15 protein-coding genes are annotated in these 17,117 nt (G+C 56.5%); 3 read left to right on the plus strand and 12 right to left on the minus strand.

Annotated elements, in window-relative coordinates; genetic code table 11:
- Positions 1 to 76 precede the first annotated feature (76 nt).
- Together selA and selB are read left to right on the plus strand one after the other, a co-directional pair.
- Positions 77 to 1,465: an L-seryl-tRNA(Sec) selenium transferase gene (gene selA, locus K7H21_RS00845; protein WP_142470215.1), complete on the plus strand. Its 1,389-nt coding sequence runs from the start codon at positions 77 to 79 to the stop codon at positions 1,463 to 1,465.
- Positions 1,462 to 3,303: a selenocysteine-specific translation elongation factor gene (gene selB, locus K7H21_RS00850; RefSeq protein ID WP_087828420.1), complete on the plus strand. Its 1,842-nt coding sequence runs from the start codon at positions 1,462 to 1,464 to the stop codon at positions 3,301 to 3,303. Before selA ends, selB begins: the two co-directional genes overlap by 4 nt.
- Before the next feature lie 107 nt (positions 3,304 to 3,410).
- Here selB and K7H21_RS00855 read toward each other — a convergent pair whose 3' ends face one another.
- Complete coding sequence (locus K7H21_RS00855; protein ID WP_087828421.1) at positions 3,411 to 5,372, minus strand: glycoside hydrolase family 127 protein; 1,962 nt, start codon at positions 5,370 to 5,372, stop codon at positions 3,411 to 3,413.
- Between the two features lie 10 nt (positions 5,373 to 5,382).
- Positions 5,383 to 6,783: an MFS transporter gene (locus K7H21_RS00860; protein ID WP_087828422.1), complete on the minus strand. Its 1,401-nt coding sequence runs from the start codon at positions 6,781 to 6,783 to the stop codon at positions 5,383 to 5,385.
- Positions 6,784 to 7,035: 252 nt separating this feature from the next.
- On the opposite strand from K7H21_RS00860, the gene K7H21_RS00865 reads away from it, so the two are divergent.
- Positions 7,036 to 7,839 (plus strand): AraC family transcriptional regulator, encoded by an 804-nt coding sequence (locus K7H21_RS00865; RefSeq protein WP_004126526.1) that lies wholly within the window; start codon positions 7,036 to 7,038, stop codon positions 7,837 to 7,839.
- A gap of 188 nt (positions 7,840 to 8,027) precedes the next feature.
- Here K7H21_RS00865 and araD read toward each other — a convergent pair whose 3' ends face one another.
- From araD to yiaK, 10 genes are all read right to left on the minus strand, one after another.
- Positions 8,028 to 8,726, minus strand: coding sequence for an L-ribulose-5-phosphate 4-epimerase (gene araD, locus K7H21_RS00870; protein WP_142445859.1), 699 nt, complete (start codon positions 8,724 to 8,726; stop codon positions 8,028 to 8,030).
- Positions 8,720 to 9,580 (minus strand): L-ribulose-5-phosphate 3-epimerase, encoded by an 861-nt coding sequence (locus K7H21_RS00875; RefSeq protein ID WP_004126521.1) that lies wholly within the window; start codon positions 9,578 to 9,580, stop codon positions 8,720 to 8,722. Before K7H21_RS00875 ends, araD begins: the two co-directional genes overlap by 7 nt.
- Positions 9,573 to 10,235: a 3-keto-L-gulonate-6-phosphate decarboxylase UlaD gene (gene ulaD, locus K7H21_RS00880; protein WP_049113623.1), complete on the minus strand. Its 663-nt coding sequence runs from the start codon at positions 10,233 to 10,235 to the stop codon at positions 9,573 to 9,575. The genes K7H21_RS00875 and ulaD overlap by 8 nt, the downstream gene beginning before the upstream one ends.
- Entirely contained in the window at positions 10,232 to 11,728 is a 1,497-nt protein-coding gene (locus tag K7H21_RS00885) for an FGGY-family carbohydrate kinase (protein WP_223035511.1), read from the minus strand. The genes ulaD and K7H21_RS00885 overlap by 4 nt, the downstream gene beginning before the upstream one ends.
- 3 nt (positions 11,729 to 11,731) lie before the next feature.
- Positions 11,732 to 12,718, minus strand: a complete 987-nt coding sequence (gene yiaO / locus K7H21_RS00890) for a 2,3-diketo-L-gulonate TRAP transporter substrate-binding protein YiaO (protein ID WP_223035512.1) — start codon at positions 12,716 to 12,718, stop codon at positions 11,732 to 11,734.
- 11 nt (positions 12,719 to 12,729) lie between these two features.
- Positions 12,730 to 14,007 (minus strand): 2,3-diketo-L-gulonate TRAP transporter large permease YiaN, encoded by a 1,278-nt coding sequence (gene yiaN / locus K7H21_RS00895; protein ID WP_004126509.1) that lies wholly within the window; start codon positions 14,005 to 14,007, stop codon positions 12,730 to 12,732.
- A gap of 2 nt (positions 14,008 to 14,009) precedes the next feature.
- A complete protein-coding gene (yiaM, locus tag K7H21_RS00900) occupies positions 14,010 to 14,483 on the minus strand; it encodes a 2,3-diketo-L-gulonate TRAP transporter small permease YiaM (RefSeq protein ID WP_004126507.1) in 474 nt (157 codons plus the stop codon).
- Positions 14,484 to 14,615: 132 nt separating this feature from the next.
- Positions 14,616 to 15,557 carry a DUF4862 family protein gene (locus K7H21_RS00905; RefSeq protein WP_142468079.1) on the minus strand — a complete coding sequence of 314 codons (942 nt, stop codon included), beginning with the start codon at positions 15,555 to 15,557 and terminating at the stop codon, positions 14,616 to 14,618.
- 23 nt (positions 15,558 to 15,580) lie between these two features.
- A complete protein-coding gene (locus K7H21_RS00910) occupies positions 15,581 to 16,045 on the minus strand; it encodes a YhcH/YjgK/YiaL family protein (protein WP_004126501.1) in 465 nt (154 codons plus the stop codon).
- Positions 16,046 to 16,056: 11 nt separating this feature from the next.
- Positions 16,057 to 17,055 carry a 3-dehydro-L-gulonate 2-dehydrogenase gene (gene yiaK / locus K7H21_RS00915; RefSeq protein WP_049113629.1) on the minus strand — a complete coding sequence of 333 codons (999 nt, stop codon included), beginning with the start codon at positions 17,053 to 17,055 and terminating at the stop codon, positions 16,057 to 16,059.
- Between the last annotated feature and the right edge of the window lie 62 nt (positions 17,056 to 17,117).

Here is a 17,117-nt window from a genome sequence, read left to right on the forward strand (position 1 = left end):
TTGCGCGGAGGCATTACAATTGCTGCTCATTTGTTGACTCCCTCTCCCGTTGGGAGGGGGGAAAATAGGTTCATTCATGACTAGCGAAATTCGTGCGCTTTATACCCGGCTTCCGGCCATCGACCGTTTACTCCGCGACCCCGCATTTTCACCGCTGTTGATGCAATACGGTCATGCCCAGACGGTGGCGCTGCTGCGTCAGATGCTGGACGAGGCGCGGGAATACATCCGCCTGAACCAGGCGCTGCCGGACTGGTGCGAAGCGTGGCTATTGGAGACCTCGCGTCGTTTGACGCAGAGACAGCAAAGTGCGCTGCGCCCGGTGTTCAACCTGACCGGTACCGTGCTACACACCAACCTTGGGCGGGCGATTCAGGCGGAAGCGGCGGTGGAGGCGGTGACCCAGGCGATGCGCGCGCCGGTGACGCTGGAATACGATCTTGACGATGCCGGACGCGGCCACCGCGATCGCGCGCTGGCCGACCTGCTTTGCCAGATCACCGGCGCGGAAGACGCCTGTATCGTCAACAACAATGCGGCAGCGGTGCTGCTGATGCTGGCGGCAACCGCCAGCGGCAGTGAGGTGGTGGTGTCGCGCGGCGAGCTGGTGGAGATCGGCGGCGCGTTCCGTATTCCCGACGTGATGCGCCAGGCGGGCTGTGTCCTGCATGAGGTCGGAACCACGAACCGCACCCACGCGAAAGATTATCGTCAGGCGGTGAATGACAATACCGGCCTGCTGATGAAGGTGCACACCAGCAACTACAGCATTGAGGGCTTTACTAAAGCGGTCGATGAGGCGACGCTGGCGCAGATTGGCCGCGAGCTGAATATCCCGGTGGTCGCCGATCTCGGCAGCGGCTCGCTGGTTGATTTAAGCCAGTACGGCCTGCCGAAAGAGCCGATGCCGCAGGAGATGATTGCCGCCGGCGTCAGCCTGGTGAGCTTCTCCGGCGATAAACTGCTGGGCGGTCCGCAGGCGGGAATTATCGTCGGTAAAAAAGCGCTGATCGACCGTTTGCAGAACCACCCGCTCAAGCGCGCCCTGCGGGCGGATAAAATGACCCTCGCGGCGCTCGAGGCGACGCTGCGCCTCTATCTGCATCCGGAAAAGCTGGCCGCTGAACTGCCGACCCTGCGTCTGCTGACTCGCCAGGCGGACGAGATCCGCCTGCAGGGCGAGCGCATTCAGGCCGCGCTGGCTGCGCATTATGCTGATTTTGACCTGCAAGTTGAGCCATGCCTGTCGCAGATTGGCAGCGGCTCGCTGCCGGTGGACCGCTTGCCCAGCGCGGCGTTGACCTTGACCCCGCGCGATGGCCGCGGCAGCCGGCTGGAAGCCCTGGCGGCGCGCTGGCGTCTGTTGCCCGTGCCGGTTATTGGCAGGATCTACGATGGCCGCCTGTGGCTGGACCTGCGCTGTCTTGAGGATGAAACCCGGTTTATGGAGATGTTATTGAGATGATTATTGCCACTGCCGGCCACGTTGACCACGGCAAAACCACGCTGCTGCAGGCGATTACCGGCATCAACGCCGATCGCCTGCCGGAAGAGAAAGCGCGCGGGATGACTATCGACCTCGGCTACGCCTACTGGCCGCAGCCCGACGGGCGGGTGCTGGGTTTTATCGACGTCCCCGGTCACGAAAAGTTTCTGTCCAATATGCTGGCCGGCGTTGGCGGTATCGATCACGCGCTGCTGGTGGTGGCCTGCGATGATGGGGTGATGGCGCAGACGCGCGAGCATCTGGCGATCCTCCAGCTTACCGGGCAGCCGACGTTAACCGTGGCGCTGACCAAAGCGGACCGCGTAGAAACGGCGCGGGTTGAGGAAGTGAAGGCGGAGGTCGAGGCGGTGCTGGCGGAGTTCGGCTTTACCGGCGCGACCCTGTTCGCCGTCGCGGCGACGGAAGGTCTGGGTATCGCCGGGCTGCGCGATCATCTCCTGCAGCTTTCCGCGCGCGCTCACCCGCAGCATCAGCGTTTTCGCCTGGCGATCGACCGGGCGTTTACCGTCAAAGGTGCGGGGCTGGTGGTCACCGGGACGGCGTTATCCGGCGAGATTAACGTTGGCGATACGCTGTGGCTGACCGGCGTCGATAAACCGATGCGCGTGCGCGGCCTGCACGCGCAGAATCAGCCGGTGGCAAAAGCGTGGGCCGGTCAGCGCATCGCCCTGAATATTGTCGGCGATGCGCAAAAAGAGGATCTCAACCGCGGTGACTGGCTGCTGTCGCTACGGCCGCCGGAAGCCTCTGAACGGGTCATTGTCGAACTCCAGTGCCACACGCCGCTTAGCCAGTGGCAGCCGCTGCATATCCACCATGCCGCCAGCCATATTACCGGCCGCGTGTCGCTGCTCGAAGGCGCGCTGGCGGAGCTGGTTCTCGATACGCCGCTGCGGCTGGCGGATAACGACCGTCTGGTGTTGCGCGATATTTCCGCGCGCCTGACGCTGGCCGGCGCGCGAGTGGTGACCCTCAATCCGCCGCGCCGGGGCAAGCGTAAGCCGGAGTATTTACAGTGGCTGCACGCGCTGGCCGCCGCGCAGGGCGATGACGTCCAGGCGCTGGATATTCACCTTCAGCGCGATGCGGTGCGCCTCGATGATTTCGCCTGGGCGCGTCAGCTCAGCGACGAAGGGCTGAAGGCGCTGATTAACCGTCCTGATTACCTGCAGGCGGGCAATAGTCTGCTGAGCGCCCCGCTCGCCGCGCGCTGGCAACGGAAACTGCTCGACGCCCTGGCGCGTTACCACGACCAGCATCGCGATGAGCCCGGGCCGGGCCGCGAACGCTTGCGGCGTATTGCGCTGCCGATGGAAGATGAAGCGCTGGTGCTGCTGCTGATTGAGCAGATGCGTGAAAGCGGTATTGTTCATAGCCACCACGGCTGGCTGCATCTGCCGGAGCATAAAGCGGGCTTTACCGACGAGCAGCAGGCCATCTGGCAGCGGGTTGCCGGGTTGTTTGCCGATGAGCCATGGTGGGTTCGCGATCTGGCGCGTGAAGCCAACGTAGAAGAGTCGTTAATGCGGGCGGTATTACGCCAGGCGGCGCAGCAGGGGATGATTACCGCGATCGTTAAAGATCGCTACTATCGCAACGATCGGATTGTGGCGTTTGCCAAAATGATCCGCGAGCTGGATCTGGAAAGAGGCTCAACCTGCGCGGCGGATTTTCGCGATACCCTGAACGTCGGGCGTAAGCTGGCGATTCAGATCCTCGAGTATTTCGACCGTATCGGCTTTACCCGTCGTCGCGGTAATGACCATATTCTGCGCGATAAGGCATTGTTCCTTTAGAATAAGCCGGTTGTCCCGGGTCGCGGCGTGAACGCCTTACCCGGGCTACGATAACGCACAAACCTTGTAGCCCCGGTAAGCACAGCGCCACCGGGGAATGTTCACACTTACGCTTCCGTCTCGTTCACCCAGATACGCATCTCGCCTTCGCCGCGGTTGGCCCAGCTAAACCACGGAATAAAGGTTAATACTTGCGGCTGACTGGAGGACTGCGCACGGTCATAGTTCCACAGAGCCTGGTTTTCGGCATCTTCCGCCGTTTGCTTATAGCCAGGCGCCTGGAGAAGTATCTTGCGGGCAAAAATCCCTTTGCCCTCTACAGTGCTAAACCGGGCGTCGCGCGGCAGCTGCAGGTTATGCAATTGCTCGCCGTTATCCGCCTGCTCCAGGCAGTAAACCAGCGGACCGCGCTGGACGGCGACCAAACCGGCCTGGTGGCGCACCAGCGGGTTACCGTAAATGCGGCGCACCGGCATCGGCAGGGTTAACTGTAGCGTGTCGCCCTCCTGCCAGAGATGGCTGATGTGCAGATACCCTTTGCGTACGTCCTGCGTAACCGGCACGCCGTTGAGCGTCACCTGCGGCTTATCGCACCAGTCCGGCAGGCGCAGGGCCAGGGTATGATGCACAGGTGAAGATGAATCGACGACTATCTTCACCTGTTCCTGCCATGGATAGTTGCCGCTGATGCGCAGGCGCAGTGCCTCATTGCCGACCGGGATCTCCACGCTGTTGCCGACATACAGGTTGATGTACAGGGCGTCGTCGTGCGGCGTGTAGATATAGTGCCCCAGCGAGGTGAGCACGCGGGCGATATTCGGCGGGCAACAGGCGCATCCGAACCAGCGCTGGCGGACGGGCTTAACGTGATCGTAAATATGGTTGAATTTTAAGGATTTTGGATTCACTTCCAGCGGGTTGACGTAGAAGAAGTGCTTGCCGTCGAGCGCCATTCCACCCAGCACGGTGTTATACAGCGCGCGCTCCATCACGTCGGCGTACTGGCTGTCGGCTTCCATCTCCAGCATCCGGCGGGCAAACATCATCAGGCCAATGGAAGCACAGCTTTCGGCATAGACCGTGTCGTTTGGCAGGTCATAGTCGCTGCTGAAGGCCTCCCCGCTGCTCTGCGAACCGATGCCGCCGGTGATATACAGCTGACGCTGGGCCATATTTTTCCACAGACGCAGACAATCCTGGCGCTTGCCCTCGTCCTGACTTAAACGGGCGAGATGGGCAACACCGGTCATCAGATAGACGAAACGGACCGCGTGGCCGATGGCGACCGGCTGTTCGGAAATCGATTGATGCGCCTGGCTGTAGGGCTTATCCATCACCATCCACGCCGGACCGTAGGTGTTCCAGTAAGAAGTTTTGCCGCGCTTCTCATATTCGATATCGTAAAAATGCGGCTGCGTTCCGCGCGCCTCAACGAAGTACTTCACCAGCGCGATATAGCGCGGCTCCTGAGTGACGTCGTACAGGCGCATTAACGCCAGCTCGATTTCCGGATGGCCAGGATAGCCGTGCAGCTGATTATCTCCGGGGCCAAACACGCTATCGATGTGGTCAGCGAGGCGGCAGACGACATCCAACAGACGACGTTTTCCGGTGGCCTGGAAGAAGGCGACGCCCGCTTCAATCATGTGCCCGGCGCAGTATAGTTCATGGCATTCGGCGAGGTTTGTCCAGCGCTCCTCTGGCGCTTTGACCGTGAAATATGTATTCAGATAGCCATCTTCACACTGGGCGGCCGCGACCAGTTCAATCACCTCGTCGGCAGTTTTTTCCAGCCCGGCGTCCGGCTTCTGGCACAGCGACCAGGCCACCGCCTCCAGCCATTTCGCCACGTCGCTGTCCTGAAAGACCATGCCGTAGAATTCGCCCTCCTGTCGACCGGCGGCGATGCGGAAGTTCTCTATCGCATGACTCGGGTCCGCCTCTTCGATGCGGTCATTAAGCGCATCCCACTGGTAGGGGATGACGACATCGCGTACCAGTTGCTGGTACTGGCCGAGGAACGGGTCGTTGATTTTCAGTTTGTGCAGATCGACTTCCATAACGGGCATGACGGACTCCTTAAGACTGAACGTGACGCGTGCGCAGGTCAGTGGCAATGCGCGCCATCATAGGATTGTTAAGCTTGCAGGCGCGAATAGTGAAGGCCAGCAGCAGATGGAACAGGGCGGGCAGCAGGGTCTCCATTGAGGAGATGCCCGCCAGGGATGAGGCCGTTTGGTTTTCCACGCCCGGCTGATAAGCCACGTAGATAAACACGACGCTGATAATGCCGGCGCTGGAAGCCCATGCCAGCTTGATAAAGAACAGGTTAAAAGCGAAGTTCATCCCGGAAGAGCGCACCCCGGTTTTCCATTCGCCGTAGTCGTCGGAGAAGGCCATCAGCGAAAAGTGCAGCGGAAGGGTAAAGCCGAGAATAATGCCGTTACCGAGAATGACGACCAGCCACAGGGTCTGGTACGCTTGCCCGGTTGGCAAAAACCACATCGCCACGGCCAGCGCGGCTAGCACCAGGTTGGTGTAGTAGTAGAGTTTGACGGTATCGAAGCGGCGCGAGAGCAGGTTGATGATCACGGAGCCCGCAATCGAGGCGAAGGTTACCATGGTGAAGAACAGCGAGGTGTAGCCGGTGGAGCCGCCCAGCACGTAGGTGATGAAGTACATATAGCCGCCGCCGCGGATATTAAAAACGTTGATCAGCAGGAACGACATTACCAGCATCAGCAGCAGCTGGTCGTTTTTACGCAGCCCGGCGATGTGCTCGCGCAGGGTAAATTTCCCCATGACATCCAGCGAGACGCGTTCGCGAACCCAGAAGAAGCAGCACAGGAACATCGCCACCGCGATGGCGCAGAGTACGCCGACGCCGTACTGATAGCCCTGCGCGGTATCGCCCTTGCCGAGCGCTTTCACCAGCCACGGCAGCCCAACGGAGACTAAGAATCCCGCCACGCCGCACAGCACAAAACGCCATGCCTGACATGAGATAACCTCGCTATGGCGCGTGGTCATGGTGTTGATCAGCGCGCAGTAGGGGACGTTAATCGCGGTGTAGCTCACCGACAGCAGCAGATAGGTGCCGAACGCCCAGGCGATTTTTACCCCCATGCTGGCGTCGGGCACGGTAAACGTCAGGACGCCGATAACGCCGATTGGCACGGCAATCCACAGCTGCCAGGGACGAAAGCGTCCCCAGCGGCTCTGGGTACGGTCGGCCAGCACGCCCATGATCGGGTCGGAAACAGCGTCGAAAACGCGCAGGGCCAGGAATAGGGTCCCGACCAGCGCGGGCGTCAGGCCGAAGACATCGGTATAGAAAAAAGTTAAAAAGTTCATGATCAGGCAGGTAATCACCGTCCCGCCCGCGTCGCCGAGTCCGTAGCCTATTTTTTCCCGAAGGGATAATTTGTCGTCCTGGGCACGCTGTGCCAAATCAGTTGTGGTAATCGGAGCCGAAGTCATAAATAACTCCCGGAGAGGATGTGCGAATAATATCCCACTGAAGTGCGGGCTTTAATTGTGTTATTTGCAAATTACGCTATTTATTCTGCACCAAATGTTGGGGGCAACAAGGGAAGGGAAAAGTATAAAAAGAGGACGATTCCGACCTGATGGTAAAAATGTGATTTCGATCCAGCAGACGGCTATTTTATCGTGAATAATCAAAGGGAATAGGGGTTGTTAATGATATTAAAAGCGGAATATTGAATATCTATGCTTGAATTATCCATGTCACTTCCGATTAAAGTGCAGAACGGCGGATTGTTTATTTCCCGCGGCGTCGGCAGCCATCCGGCGCGCCGGCTTCACTCCTGGGAAATAATCTTTGTGGAAAAAGGGACATTAACGATTCGCGAAAACAACGAGATTTTTAGCGTCAATGCCGGGGACAGTTTGCTGCTCTGGCCGCAGCGATTACATGTGGGGATCGGACAGTTTCCGGCAGATTTAAAATTCTACTGGCTGCATTTTGAAGTGATGTCGGGTGAGGGTGATACGCTGCTTTCTATTCCACAACACATGCGCGTTAATGACCCGCAGTATATTATTTCGTTGTTCCGCCAATTCTTACGCGAGCAGGAAAATATTCATCGTAGCGTGGCGCTGGAGCTGATTCTGTTGCTGATTTTGCAGCAAATTTCGGCGGCAGCAGGCGAACAGCCCGCCGACAGTCCCGGTAACGCGCTGGCGTGGCGAGCGCAGCAAATCATTCGTACCCGGTTTCATTTGCCCCTTTCCGCATCCACACTGGCGCAGGAGCTGCACTGCAATGTGGATTATCTGGGGCGCGTTTATCGCCATGTTTTCCGGCTGACGTTAACCGAAGCGCTGCACCGTCAGCGGGTAAGGGCGGCGGAAAAGCTGCTTATCAGCGATTCCCTGTCGCTTACCGAGGTGGCGATGAAATGCGGGTTTAACGATGTTGGCTATTTTCGCAAGATTTTCCGCAAGCACACCAGCCTGACGCCGGCGGCGTGGAAGCGTCGTTACTGCAAGGAACATATTAATTCGGCGTAGGGTTGATGGGCTTTTCCCGACGGGGACGGGCAGCTCGGACAGATGCGCAGCATCGCCTCCGGGAGAATTCTGCAACATCCTGCACGCTTTCCCCGGGGGCGGCGCAAAGCGCCTGCCCGGGCTACGGGACCGCAGACCGCCGGTAGCCCTGATAAGGCGTTAGCCGCGATCCGGGGAGTCCCGAGGTGTTAGTTTTGTCCGTAATAGGCGTTTGCGCCGTGTTTACGCAGATAGTGTTTATCGAGCAGTTCAGACTGCATATCCGGCAGCTGTGGCGACAGCTGGCGCGAGAAGAGACCCATATAGGCACACTCCTCCAGCACCACGGCGTTATGTACGGCGTCGGCCGCATCTTTACCCCAGGCAAACGGGCCGTGCGAATGGACCAATACCGCCGGGATTTGCGTCGGATCCAGGCCGCGCTGTTCAAAGGTTTTGATAATCACCTCGCCGGTCTGATACTCATACTCGCCGTTAATCTCCTCAACGGTCATCCGTCTGGTACAGGGGATCGCGCCATAGAAGTAGTCGGCGTGGGTGGTACCCCAGGCGGGGAGATCGAGCCCGGCCTGCGACCAGATCGTCGCGTGGCGGGAGTGGGTATGCACGATCCCGCCTATCTGCGGATAGCGACGATAAAGCGCCAGATGTGTTGGCGTATCCGAAGAGGGTTTTTTAGCGCCTTCAACGACTCTACCGCTGGCGATCTCTATGACCACCATATCGTCGGCGGTCATCTCCTCATACTCGACGCCGGAGGGCTTAATGACCATCAGCTTGCGCGTTTCATCGACCGCGCTGACGTTGCCCCAGGTAAAGGTGACCAGTTCGTGCGCCGGGAGCGCCAGGTTTGCCGCCAGTACCTCGGCTTTCAGTTGTTCTAACATGTGAATCCCCCTTCCTGCATCCGTGATTCAATCCAGCGCCGGGCCTGGATAATCTCCAGCACCGGCTCGCTGGCTTTCTCCGTCCACATCTCAATCAAAAATGAACCGCGGTAGTTCAGCTCGCGCAGCGTCTTAAAAATGCCGACAAAATCGACGCATCCTTCGCCGAACGGCACGTCGCGGAACTGTCCGGGGCTATCGTCGGTCACGGGCAGCGTATCTTTCAGGTGGATGGCGGCGATACGATCGATGCCCAGCTTCAGCTCGGCGGTGACGTCGTTTCCCCAGGCGCTGAGGTTGCCGACGTCCGGGTAGACGGTAAACCACGGTGACGAAAGCATCTCGTCCCACTTTTTCCATTTGCTGATGGAGTTCATAAAGGCGGTGTCCATGATCTCCACCGCCAGCATTACCTGCGCGGCAGCGGCCTGTTCTACCGCCCAGGCCAGCCCTTCGGCAAAACGCTGCCGGGTGCCTTCATCGTGCTCTTCGTAATAAACGTCGTAACCCGCCAACTGGATGGTGCGGATCCCCAGATCGCGCGCCAGGCGGATGGCTTTGGTCATGATCTCCCGCGCCCGATCGCGTACCGCTTCATCGCGGCTGCCAAAGGGGAAACGGCGATGGGCGGACAGGCACATTGAGGGGATGGCGACGCCGGTTTCCAGCATTGCGCTCACCAGCGATGCCCGCTGGCCCGGGGTCCACTCCAGGCGCGAAAGGCGTTCGTCGGTCTCGTCCACCGACATTTCGACAAAATCAAAACCGCAGCTTTTGGCCAGCACCAGCCGCTCAGGCCAGCTGAGATCCTTCGCCAGCGCTTTTTCATAAATACCTAACGGGTGGCTACGCATGCTGTTCTCCCCAGATAGCGTCGATTTGCGCGTGGAATTCGGCGGCAACCCGCGCCGGATGGGCGGCGCCTGCCAGCGCACGCCCGGCAATAAAGGCTTTGACGTTGATATCTTTGAACAGCGGCAGATCCGCCGGGGTAATGCCGCCGGTGATCGATAGCTCAAGGCCGATGTCGGAGAGCGCTTGCATGCGCGCCAGATCCGCCTCCCCCCACTGCTGCCCGCTGGCCTGGGCATCGCGTCCGCGATGGTAAATCGCCTGATGGACGCCGGTACGGTACCAGGCGCGGGCGTCATCCAGCGTCCAGTTGCCGAACAGCTCCATCTGAATCTCACCGCCGCAGGCCTGGGCCACGGCGTGGCCTTTCTCGACCGTGGCGAGCGGCGCGGCGCAGATGATGGTCATCCAGTTGGCGCCAGCGCGAAAGGCCTGCTGCGCCAGGGTTTCACCGGCGTCGGCGACTTTCCAGTCGGCGACGATGATCTTCTGCGGACACTGGGCGCGCAGGGCTTTAACCGCGCTAAGCCCTTCGGTTAAGCAGAGGATGGTTCCCGCCTCCACAATATCAACGTGATCCTGTAGCAGGGCGACATCGCGCTGCGCAGCCTGAAGGCTGGTGTGGTCGAGCGCCAGCTGCAGTAATGGTCGGCTCATAATGCGTGCTCCTTAATACGGGCGTGATAGCCCTGTAGTGCTTCAATCAAATGCAGGTAGTGGCGGTATTTGCGCTGATAGCGCGCGTGGGCGGTCATATCGGGCAGCAGCGTGCGCACCGGGTGCTGCCGGGCGTGCCGGGCTTCGCTAAAGCTGCGGTATACGCCAGTGCCGACGCGAGCGGCGAGGGCCGCGCCATAGCAGCCGGTCTCTTCCACCTGCGGCAGTTCAACGCGTAAGCCGGTGACGTCCGCCAGCATTTGCATCCAGACGTCGGAGTGCGCCGGGCCGCCGGTGACGCGCAGGGCCTGAACGCTTGTAAAGCGTTCGCGCATACGGTTGAGATGGGTCATATGGCTGAATACCACGCCTTCATAAACCGCCTGCAGCAGGTGGGTGCGGGTATGCAGCGCCTGCATGCCGTAAAAGCCGCAGGTCATCTCCAGCCCGGCGTTGCTGCCGTAGAGAAACGGCAGAAAAAACAGCTCGCTACCGGCTTTCGGCAGGCTGGCTACGGCCTGATTGATCTCAGCAAACGAGAGATCGCCCCACTGGGCGGTAAACCATTCGAGGTTGCCGGACGAGGTCGGGCTGGCTTCGTGAACGATATACTGGCCGTCATTGACGTAGCGGCCATAGACATAAGGATGGGCTTCGTGCTCGCGCAAACCGTTGGCGATCCCGCTGGTGACGGCCCAGGTTCCCATTACCGCATTGAGGGCCGATTCATCCTCAATCCCGGCGCAAAGGGCGGTGGAGACCACGTCAAACAGGCCGCCAACGACGGGAGTACCCGCCGCCAGACCGGTTAAAGCGGCTGCCTGAGCGGTGATCTCCCCGCAAATTTCGGCTGACCCTACAACGGGTGGCAGCGCGTTATCGATTTCACCGATGCCCAGCCACTCGGTCAGGCGCGGGTCGTACTGGCCCGCGGCCATGTTGTAAAGGTTTGACTCGGAGATGTTGCTCTCCTCACAGCCTTTCACGCCGGTTAAGCACCAGCGCAGATAGTCATGCGTCATCATGACGCAGCCTATCTGCGCATAGCGCTGAGGTTCATTGTCTTTCATCCAGCGTAAAAGGGAGACCGGATGGCCGGTCCATAACGTTTGTCGGGTAATGGGGTAGAGTTGTTCCGGAATACCATCCTGCTGCCATTGATGGATGATGCCCATCGCGCGCCTATCGGATGAGAGGATTGCCGCTCCCAGCGGTTTGTCATTTTTATCTAGTAAAAACAGCCCCTTGCCTTGAGCTGAGATGCCTACACCGCGGATGCGGGTATTGTCGATGCCGGTACGTGAGAGCAATGTGGCGATAACCGCAGCACACTGTTGCCATAACGCATACATGTCGCGCTCTGCTCTACCCGGCTGTGGACTGAGCGTGCGCAGCGGCAGGCGCTCTACGCCTGCCTCCCGGCCTTCACGGTCATACAATCCGGCTTTCAGCCAGCTTCCGCCGCAGTCTAACCCCAGCCAGTAATCGCTCATAACTTATTGCACCTCATCAACGGCTTTCAGGAGATCTGCGCCCTGAGGGCTGTCTTTCAGGAACATATCGCGTACCTGGTTACCGAGCACATCGCTAAAGGTTTTACGATCGATATCGGTCAGAACTTCCACTCCGGCTTGCTTCATGCCGTCGATGATTTTTTGCTGATCTTCGGCGACCAGTTTGCGCTGATATTCGCCGGCTTCTTTGGCGGAACTTAGCAGCGCTTCCTGAAACTGCGGGCTTAAAGAATCGAATTTGGTTTTATTGATCACCAACAGCAAAGGAGAATAAGCGTGGTGAGTCAGAGAAAGGTACTTTTGTACTTCATAGAATTTGGCCGACCAGACGACATTAATAGGATGTTCCTGGGCATCAATCGTGCGGGTTTCCAGCCCGGTATAGACTTCGGAGAACGGCATCGGAATCGGATTCGCACCAAAGATTTTAAAAGCCGCGATATTCATTGGGCTGTTATTGGTACGAATTTTTAACCCTTTTAGATCGGCAGGGTTTTTTACCGGCGTACGGGAGTTAGTAACGTCACGCCAGCCATTTTCCCAGTACGCGAGAACTTTTAGCCCTTTTGACTCGAGTGATTTTTTCAGTTCATCGCCGACTTTACCGTCGAGCGTTTTATGCGCATGTGGGGTATCGCGAAACAGGAATGGAACATCAAGTAAGTTGAATACCGGGGCCAGGCCGGTGAAATTGTTTGAACCGGACATTTCCATATCAATGGTTCCGCCACGCACCCCGCTGATCATCGCCTGTGCGTTACCTAATGTGCTGTCAGGAAAAAGTTTTAAGGCCAATTCGCCATTGGTTTTTTCTTTTAATAATTCGTTAAATTTTTTCGCAGCAATATGTTGGGAGTCAGTTTGCGGTGTTTCATAACCAAAACGTAAAGACTGCGCCGCCAGAGACGACATGCTGAAAACTGTCAGGCCAGCTATGAATAATGAACGAGCAATAACATGTAATTTCATAATATTATCCTTTAATTAATCCATTTAAGCGGTGTGGTAATTAGCTCGGGAATAAAAATAAATAGAACCAGCAGCGACATCAGGACAGCAACGTACGGGAATACGCCTCTCACCGCGTCATCAAACTTTAATTTTGCTACGCCGGATATCACGTTAAGAACGTTACCGACCGGCGGTGTGATTAACCCTATAGAGCAGTTAATAATGAACATGACTCCGAAATAAATAGGGTCAATGCCTGCTTCTTTAACCAGCGGTAATAATACGGGGGTAAGAATTAACACCGTTGGCGTTAAATCCATCACCATACCCACGACCATAATTGAAATCATAATGACGATAAATAAGAGTCGCGGAGAGTCGACCAGCGGCTGCAGCAAATCTGACACCATCATTGGCAATTCCGCGATAGTAATCAGCCAGGCGGATACTTGTGCCGCGGCGACCAGAAACATGACGACAGAGGTTGTTTTGGCAGCATTGACCAGCACGTGGTAAAGACTGGAAAACGTTAATTCCCGATAGATAACGACGGCGACAAAGAGGGCGTAAAACGCGGCAACTGCCCCAGCTTCTGTTGGCGTGAAGAGCCCGGAACGGAAGCCGCCGATGATAATCACCGGTAAAAACAGCGCCCAGATGCCTGAAACTAATGATTGCCAGATTTCACGCGTTGTTGCTTTGGGCTGGGAGGGAAGATTTAATCGCCCGGCTTGCCACCACCATGTGAGCATAAGCGCCGCGCCCATCATGATTCCCGGTGCGATGCCAGCCATGAACAGCTTGCTGATAGACAGACCGCTGGAAACGCCAAAGATAATAAAAGGAATTGAGGGTGGAATAATGGGTGCAATGATCCCGCCGGAAGCGATTAACCCAACGGAGCGGTTGATCGGATAGTTTGCCGAACGCATCATCGGCACGAGCAGCGCGGCAACCGCGGCGGTATCCGCCACCGCAGAGCCAGAAAGACTGGCCATGATCATGGCTGCAATAACGCCTACGTAGCCCAGGCCGCCGGGTTTATGGCCGACCAGCTTCATTGGCAGATCGACGATTCGCTTTGACAGGCCGCCCGCGTTCATGATTTCCCCGGCCAGAACAAAAAAAGGAATCGCCAGCAGGGAGAAACTGTCTGCCCCGTTAACCAGAGTCTGCGCCATAATCTGCACGTCAAACATATCCAGGTATGTCATCAGAGCAGCGCCGCAAAGTAGTAACGACCAGGCGATGGGTAAACCAATCGCGATCCCGCCGAGCAGGCAGCAGAGAAATATCACCACGGCCATGATTAGGCTCCTTGCTGTGGTTGTTGAAAGGAATCGTTACGCGTTATTAAGCGATACAGCCGACGCAGTTCGATTAATGCGATGGCAACGCTTGTGGGCAGACAAGCGATATACATCAGGCCAATCGGTAAACCGAGGATTGGCGAGTGATCGCTCCAGTCCTGCATCGCTTTTTGCAAACTGCCCCAGCCTAGTGCGATGCATAACAATAAAATCAGCGAATGTGTCAGTAGCGAGAGACGGCGTTGATTCGCTGGTGAGAGTTTTTCCACTACAAAGGTGACCTGAACGTGAGCGTTATCCATAAATGCAACGATGGCACCGATAAATGTCAGCCATACAAAGAGATAACGAGATAATTCATCCACTGATAAAATACTGCTCTCAAAACCATAACGTAAAACCACATTAATAAATACAATGCAGGAAAGTACGGCAATTAATACCGCAAGTATGCCCTCAAGTACCCGCTTCATAACGACTCCATCAGGTTGTGGAACTTATATTTTTTGCGCTGAATATTGGAACTTAACTTCTTATGCCTGGTGTATATTAGGTCCGGTACAAAAACGAATTGTTCGTCGTAAATTAAGATTTTAATACTTGAGTCAGGTCAACCGCTGGGTGGCTTTCGCCAGAGTATTAATACCGTCACGTAATATACTAATGCGGTGATTAATATCGGCGCTGGCATTGATTTCCAGCAATTTAATCCCGGTAAACCGCAGCGGATCGGGATCGGCGGCGGTAATGAGCTCCCTGGCATGTTTCTCGGTCATCAGGCTTTGCGAGCAGAAAGGGGAGAATGGAGCATGGAGATCTTGCCACGCGCCGTACTCTCCGCTCTGCGTCGTGCCGGAGAACATCAGCGCACCGAGCTTTCCTGCCCGTTTGGCCTGATGCACGTGGGTTAGTGGCAAACGACTATTCTGCCCTTCAATGGCGGAACGCGCCCAGTTAATGCAGATGCTGATGTCATAGTCAGCAATGGTTTCCAGCACGTTTTCTAACGGTAAGAATCCTTTGCGCGGTGCGGGGCCATTCATTGCGTCGCAGTGTTCGAGCACCAGCTCGCAGGACCAGTCCCAGCGGGTAATTTCTTTTAATGAACGGGCAAAGGCGTCGGTCGCCTGAGCCACGTTGGCATTGCCCGCCAGCGGGGCGGCGTGAAGCTCAAGGGCAATGACCTTTCCGTCGTTATTGCCATTGATTTTAGCGATCTTCTGCTGCAGGTGGCGATAGTACTCCACGCAGGCTTTGCGCTGCTCTTCGTCGCTGGACGCCAGCCCAAAGCCGCCGTTTTCACCGCGGCGGCGCATGGTCTCCATAATGGCGGTGACAACGATTTGCCAATTTCCCGGCGTATGGCGCAATAACCACTCGTCGCCGAGTGGATGCAGATGTTCAAGGCAAGGCTGCTCCAGCCCACGAATGTTTGGGGTATCGGAGAGCTGTCGCCAGAATTCCGTCTCTTCCTCTTCACTCTTTTGGTGAAATGAGGGGGCACAGGGGTACGCACCGATAATGTAACCGGTATTATTCGAATTCATAGTGTGCTCCTGAAAATAATTTTCTATAAAGCCGCTATTGCAACTTTAACGACTATTTTCCTGATTGGCGTAGCGATATTTTTATTACAACCTGGCCGATGAACATCCTGCGGGAAAAAAATCGCGTAACTTCCCGGTATCATTTCAATGAACGACTCATGCTCACTATCGTGGTAAAAAATAATATCACGCTGTTCTAATAAGGCTTCGTTTATTTCATTATTGCCGGTATCAATAGCAATACCGATTTTCTCTTCACCCGACGCCAAAAATTGAATATCCAGATAGCGGCGATGCACCTCGGGACGATTGTCAGCGGCATCGCGGGTGGTTAAATCGATGATCTGCGCGTAAATATTTTTACCATCAATCTCCACGACGCCGGGTTCGTGCGTGCGAAAGTCTGTGGTGCGTAAAAAATGAAGCGCTTTCTCAATCGCGTCTGGCAGATGACATGGATTCGGCTGCGCGATATGACCAAAGATCATATTTTAACTCCCTACAACGCTTGAATTTTAGCCCAGACGCTATCGTCAATGGTGATGCCGTTACGACGATTTTCATCCAGCAGTTTCGTAAATTCATGACCAGGCAGACGAATGGCCACGTTTTCATCTGCCCGTTCAGCGGTGGTGACGAAATCCATAATCCGCTGCAGTTTGGCATCACGGGTTGCGCCGTCGATCAGCTTATCCACTTCAATGGCGATGAAGATCTGCGAAACGCCATATTCATCGCTGTTTTCCTGGGTGACTTCAGCAACGGAGGAACCGTTAGAAAGCAGAGTGGCTATCATATCCAGCACGATGGACAGACCGGAGCCTTTCCAGTAGCCCATTGGCAAAATGCGGCGATTTTTTTCGATTACGCCAGGCTCTTTGGTCAGATGACCCTCATCGTCGAATCCACCATCCACGGGCAGTTCGCGGCCGGCAAGGCGGTTAACTTCCAGCATACCGTAGGAGAACATCGACATCGACATATCCACCATGGTGATCGGCGTCGACGGAATGGCGACGATCAGCGGGTTGGTACCGATGCGGCACTCTTTAGCGCCCCAGGGTGGCATCACGGCGATGGAGTTGGTCCAGCAAATGCCGATATAGCCTTTTTCCGCCGCCTGCCAGCCGTAGCTGCCGCCGCGCATCCAGTGATTGGCATTACGTAGTGCGATCAAACCGATACCGTGCCCGGAGGCCAGCTCAATGGCCCGATCCATCATCTTTTTCGCCGTCAGGTTGCCGATGGAGCGTTGGGCATCCCATTGTTCGATGGCGCCGAGGCTGGTCACCCGCTGCGGTTTAGCTTCAGGGATAATGTCGCCGTTATCTAACTGTTGGATGAAACGCGGAAAACGGTTAACACCATGGGAATAGACCCCGGACTCGGTTGTTCTGGCGAACATTTCAGCGCACTCGTCCGCCGTTTCTTCCGTGATATTTCGTGACCGTAGCACACGATAGAAGGCCTCTTTTAACTCTGCGAAAGTTACTTTCATCCCAGCTCCCCTGGTCGATTCTTAAAAATGATGGTATGTTTTTTTATCTCTAAATTTCACAA

This window comes from Klebsiella sp. CTHL.F3a (assembly GCF_019890895.1).
In the GTDB taxonomy this organism is placed as follows: domain Bacteria; phylum Pseudomonadota; class Gammaproteobacteria; order Enterobacterales; family Enterobacteriaceae; genus Klebsiella; species Klebsiella grimontii.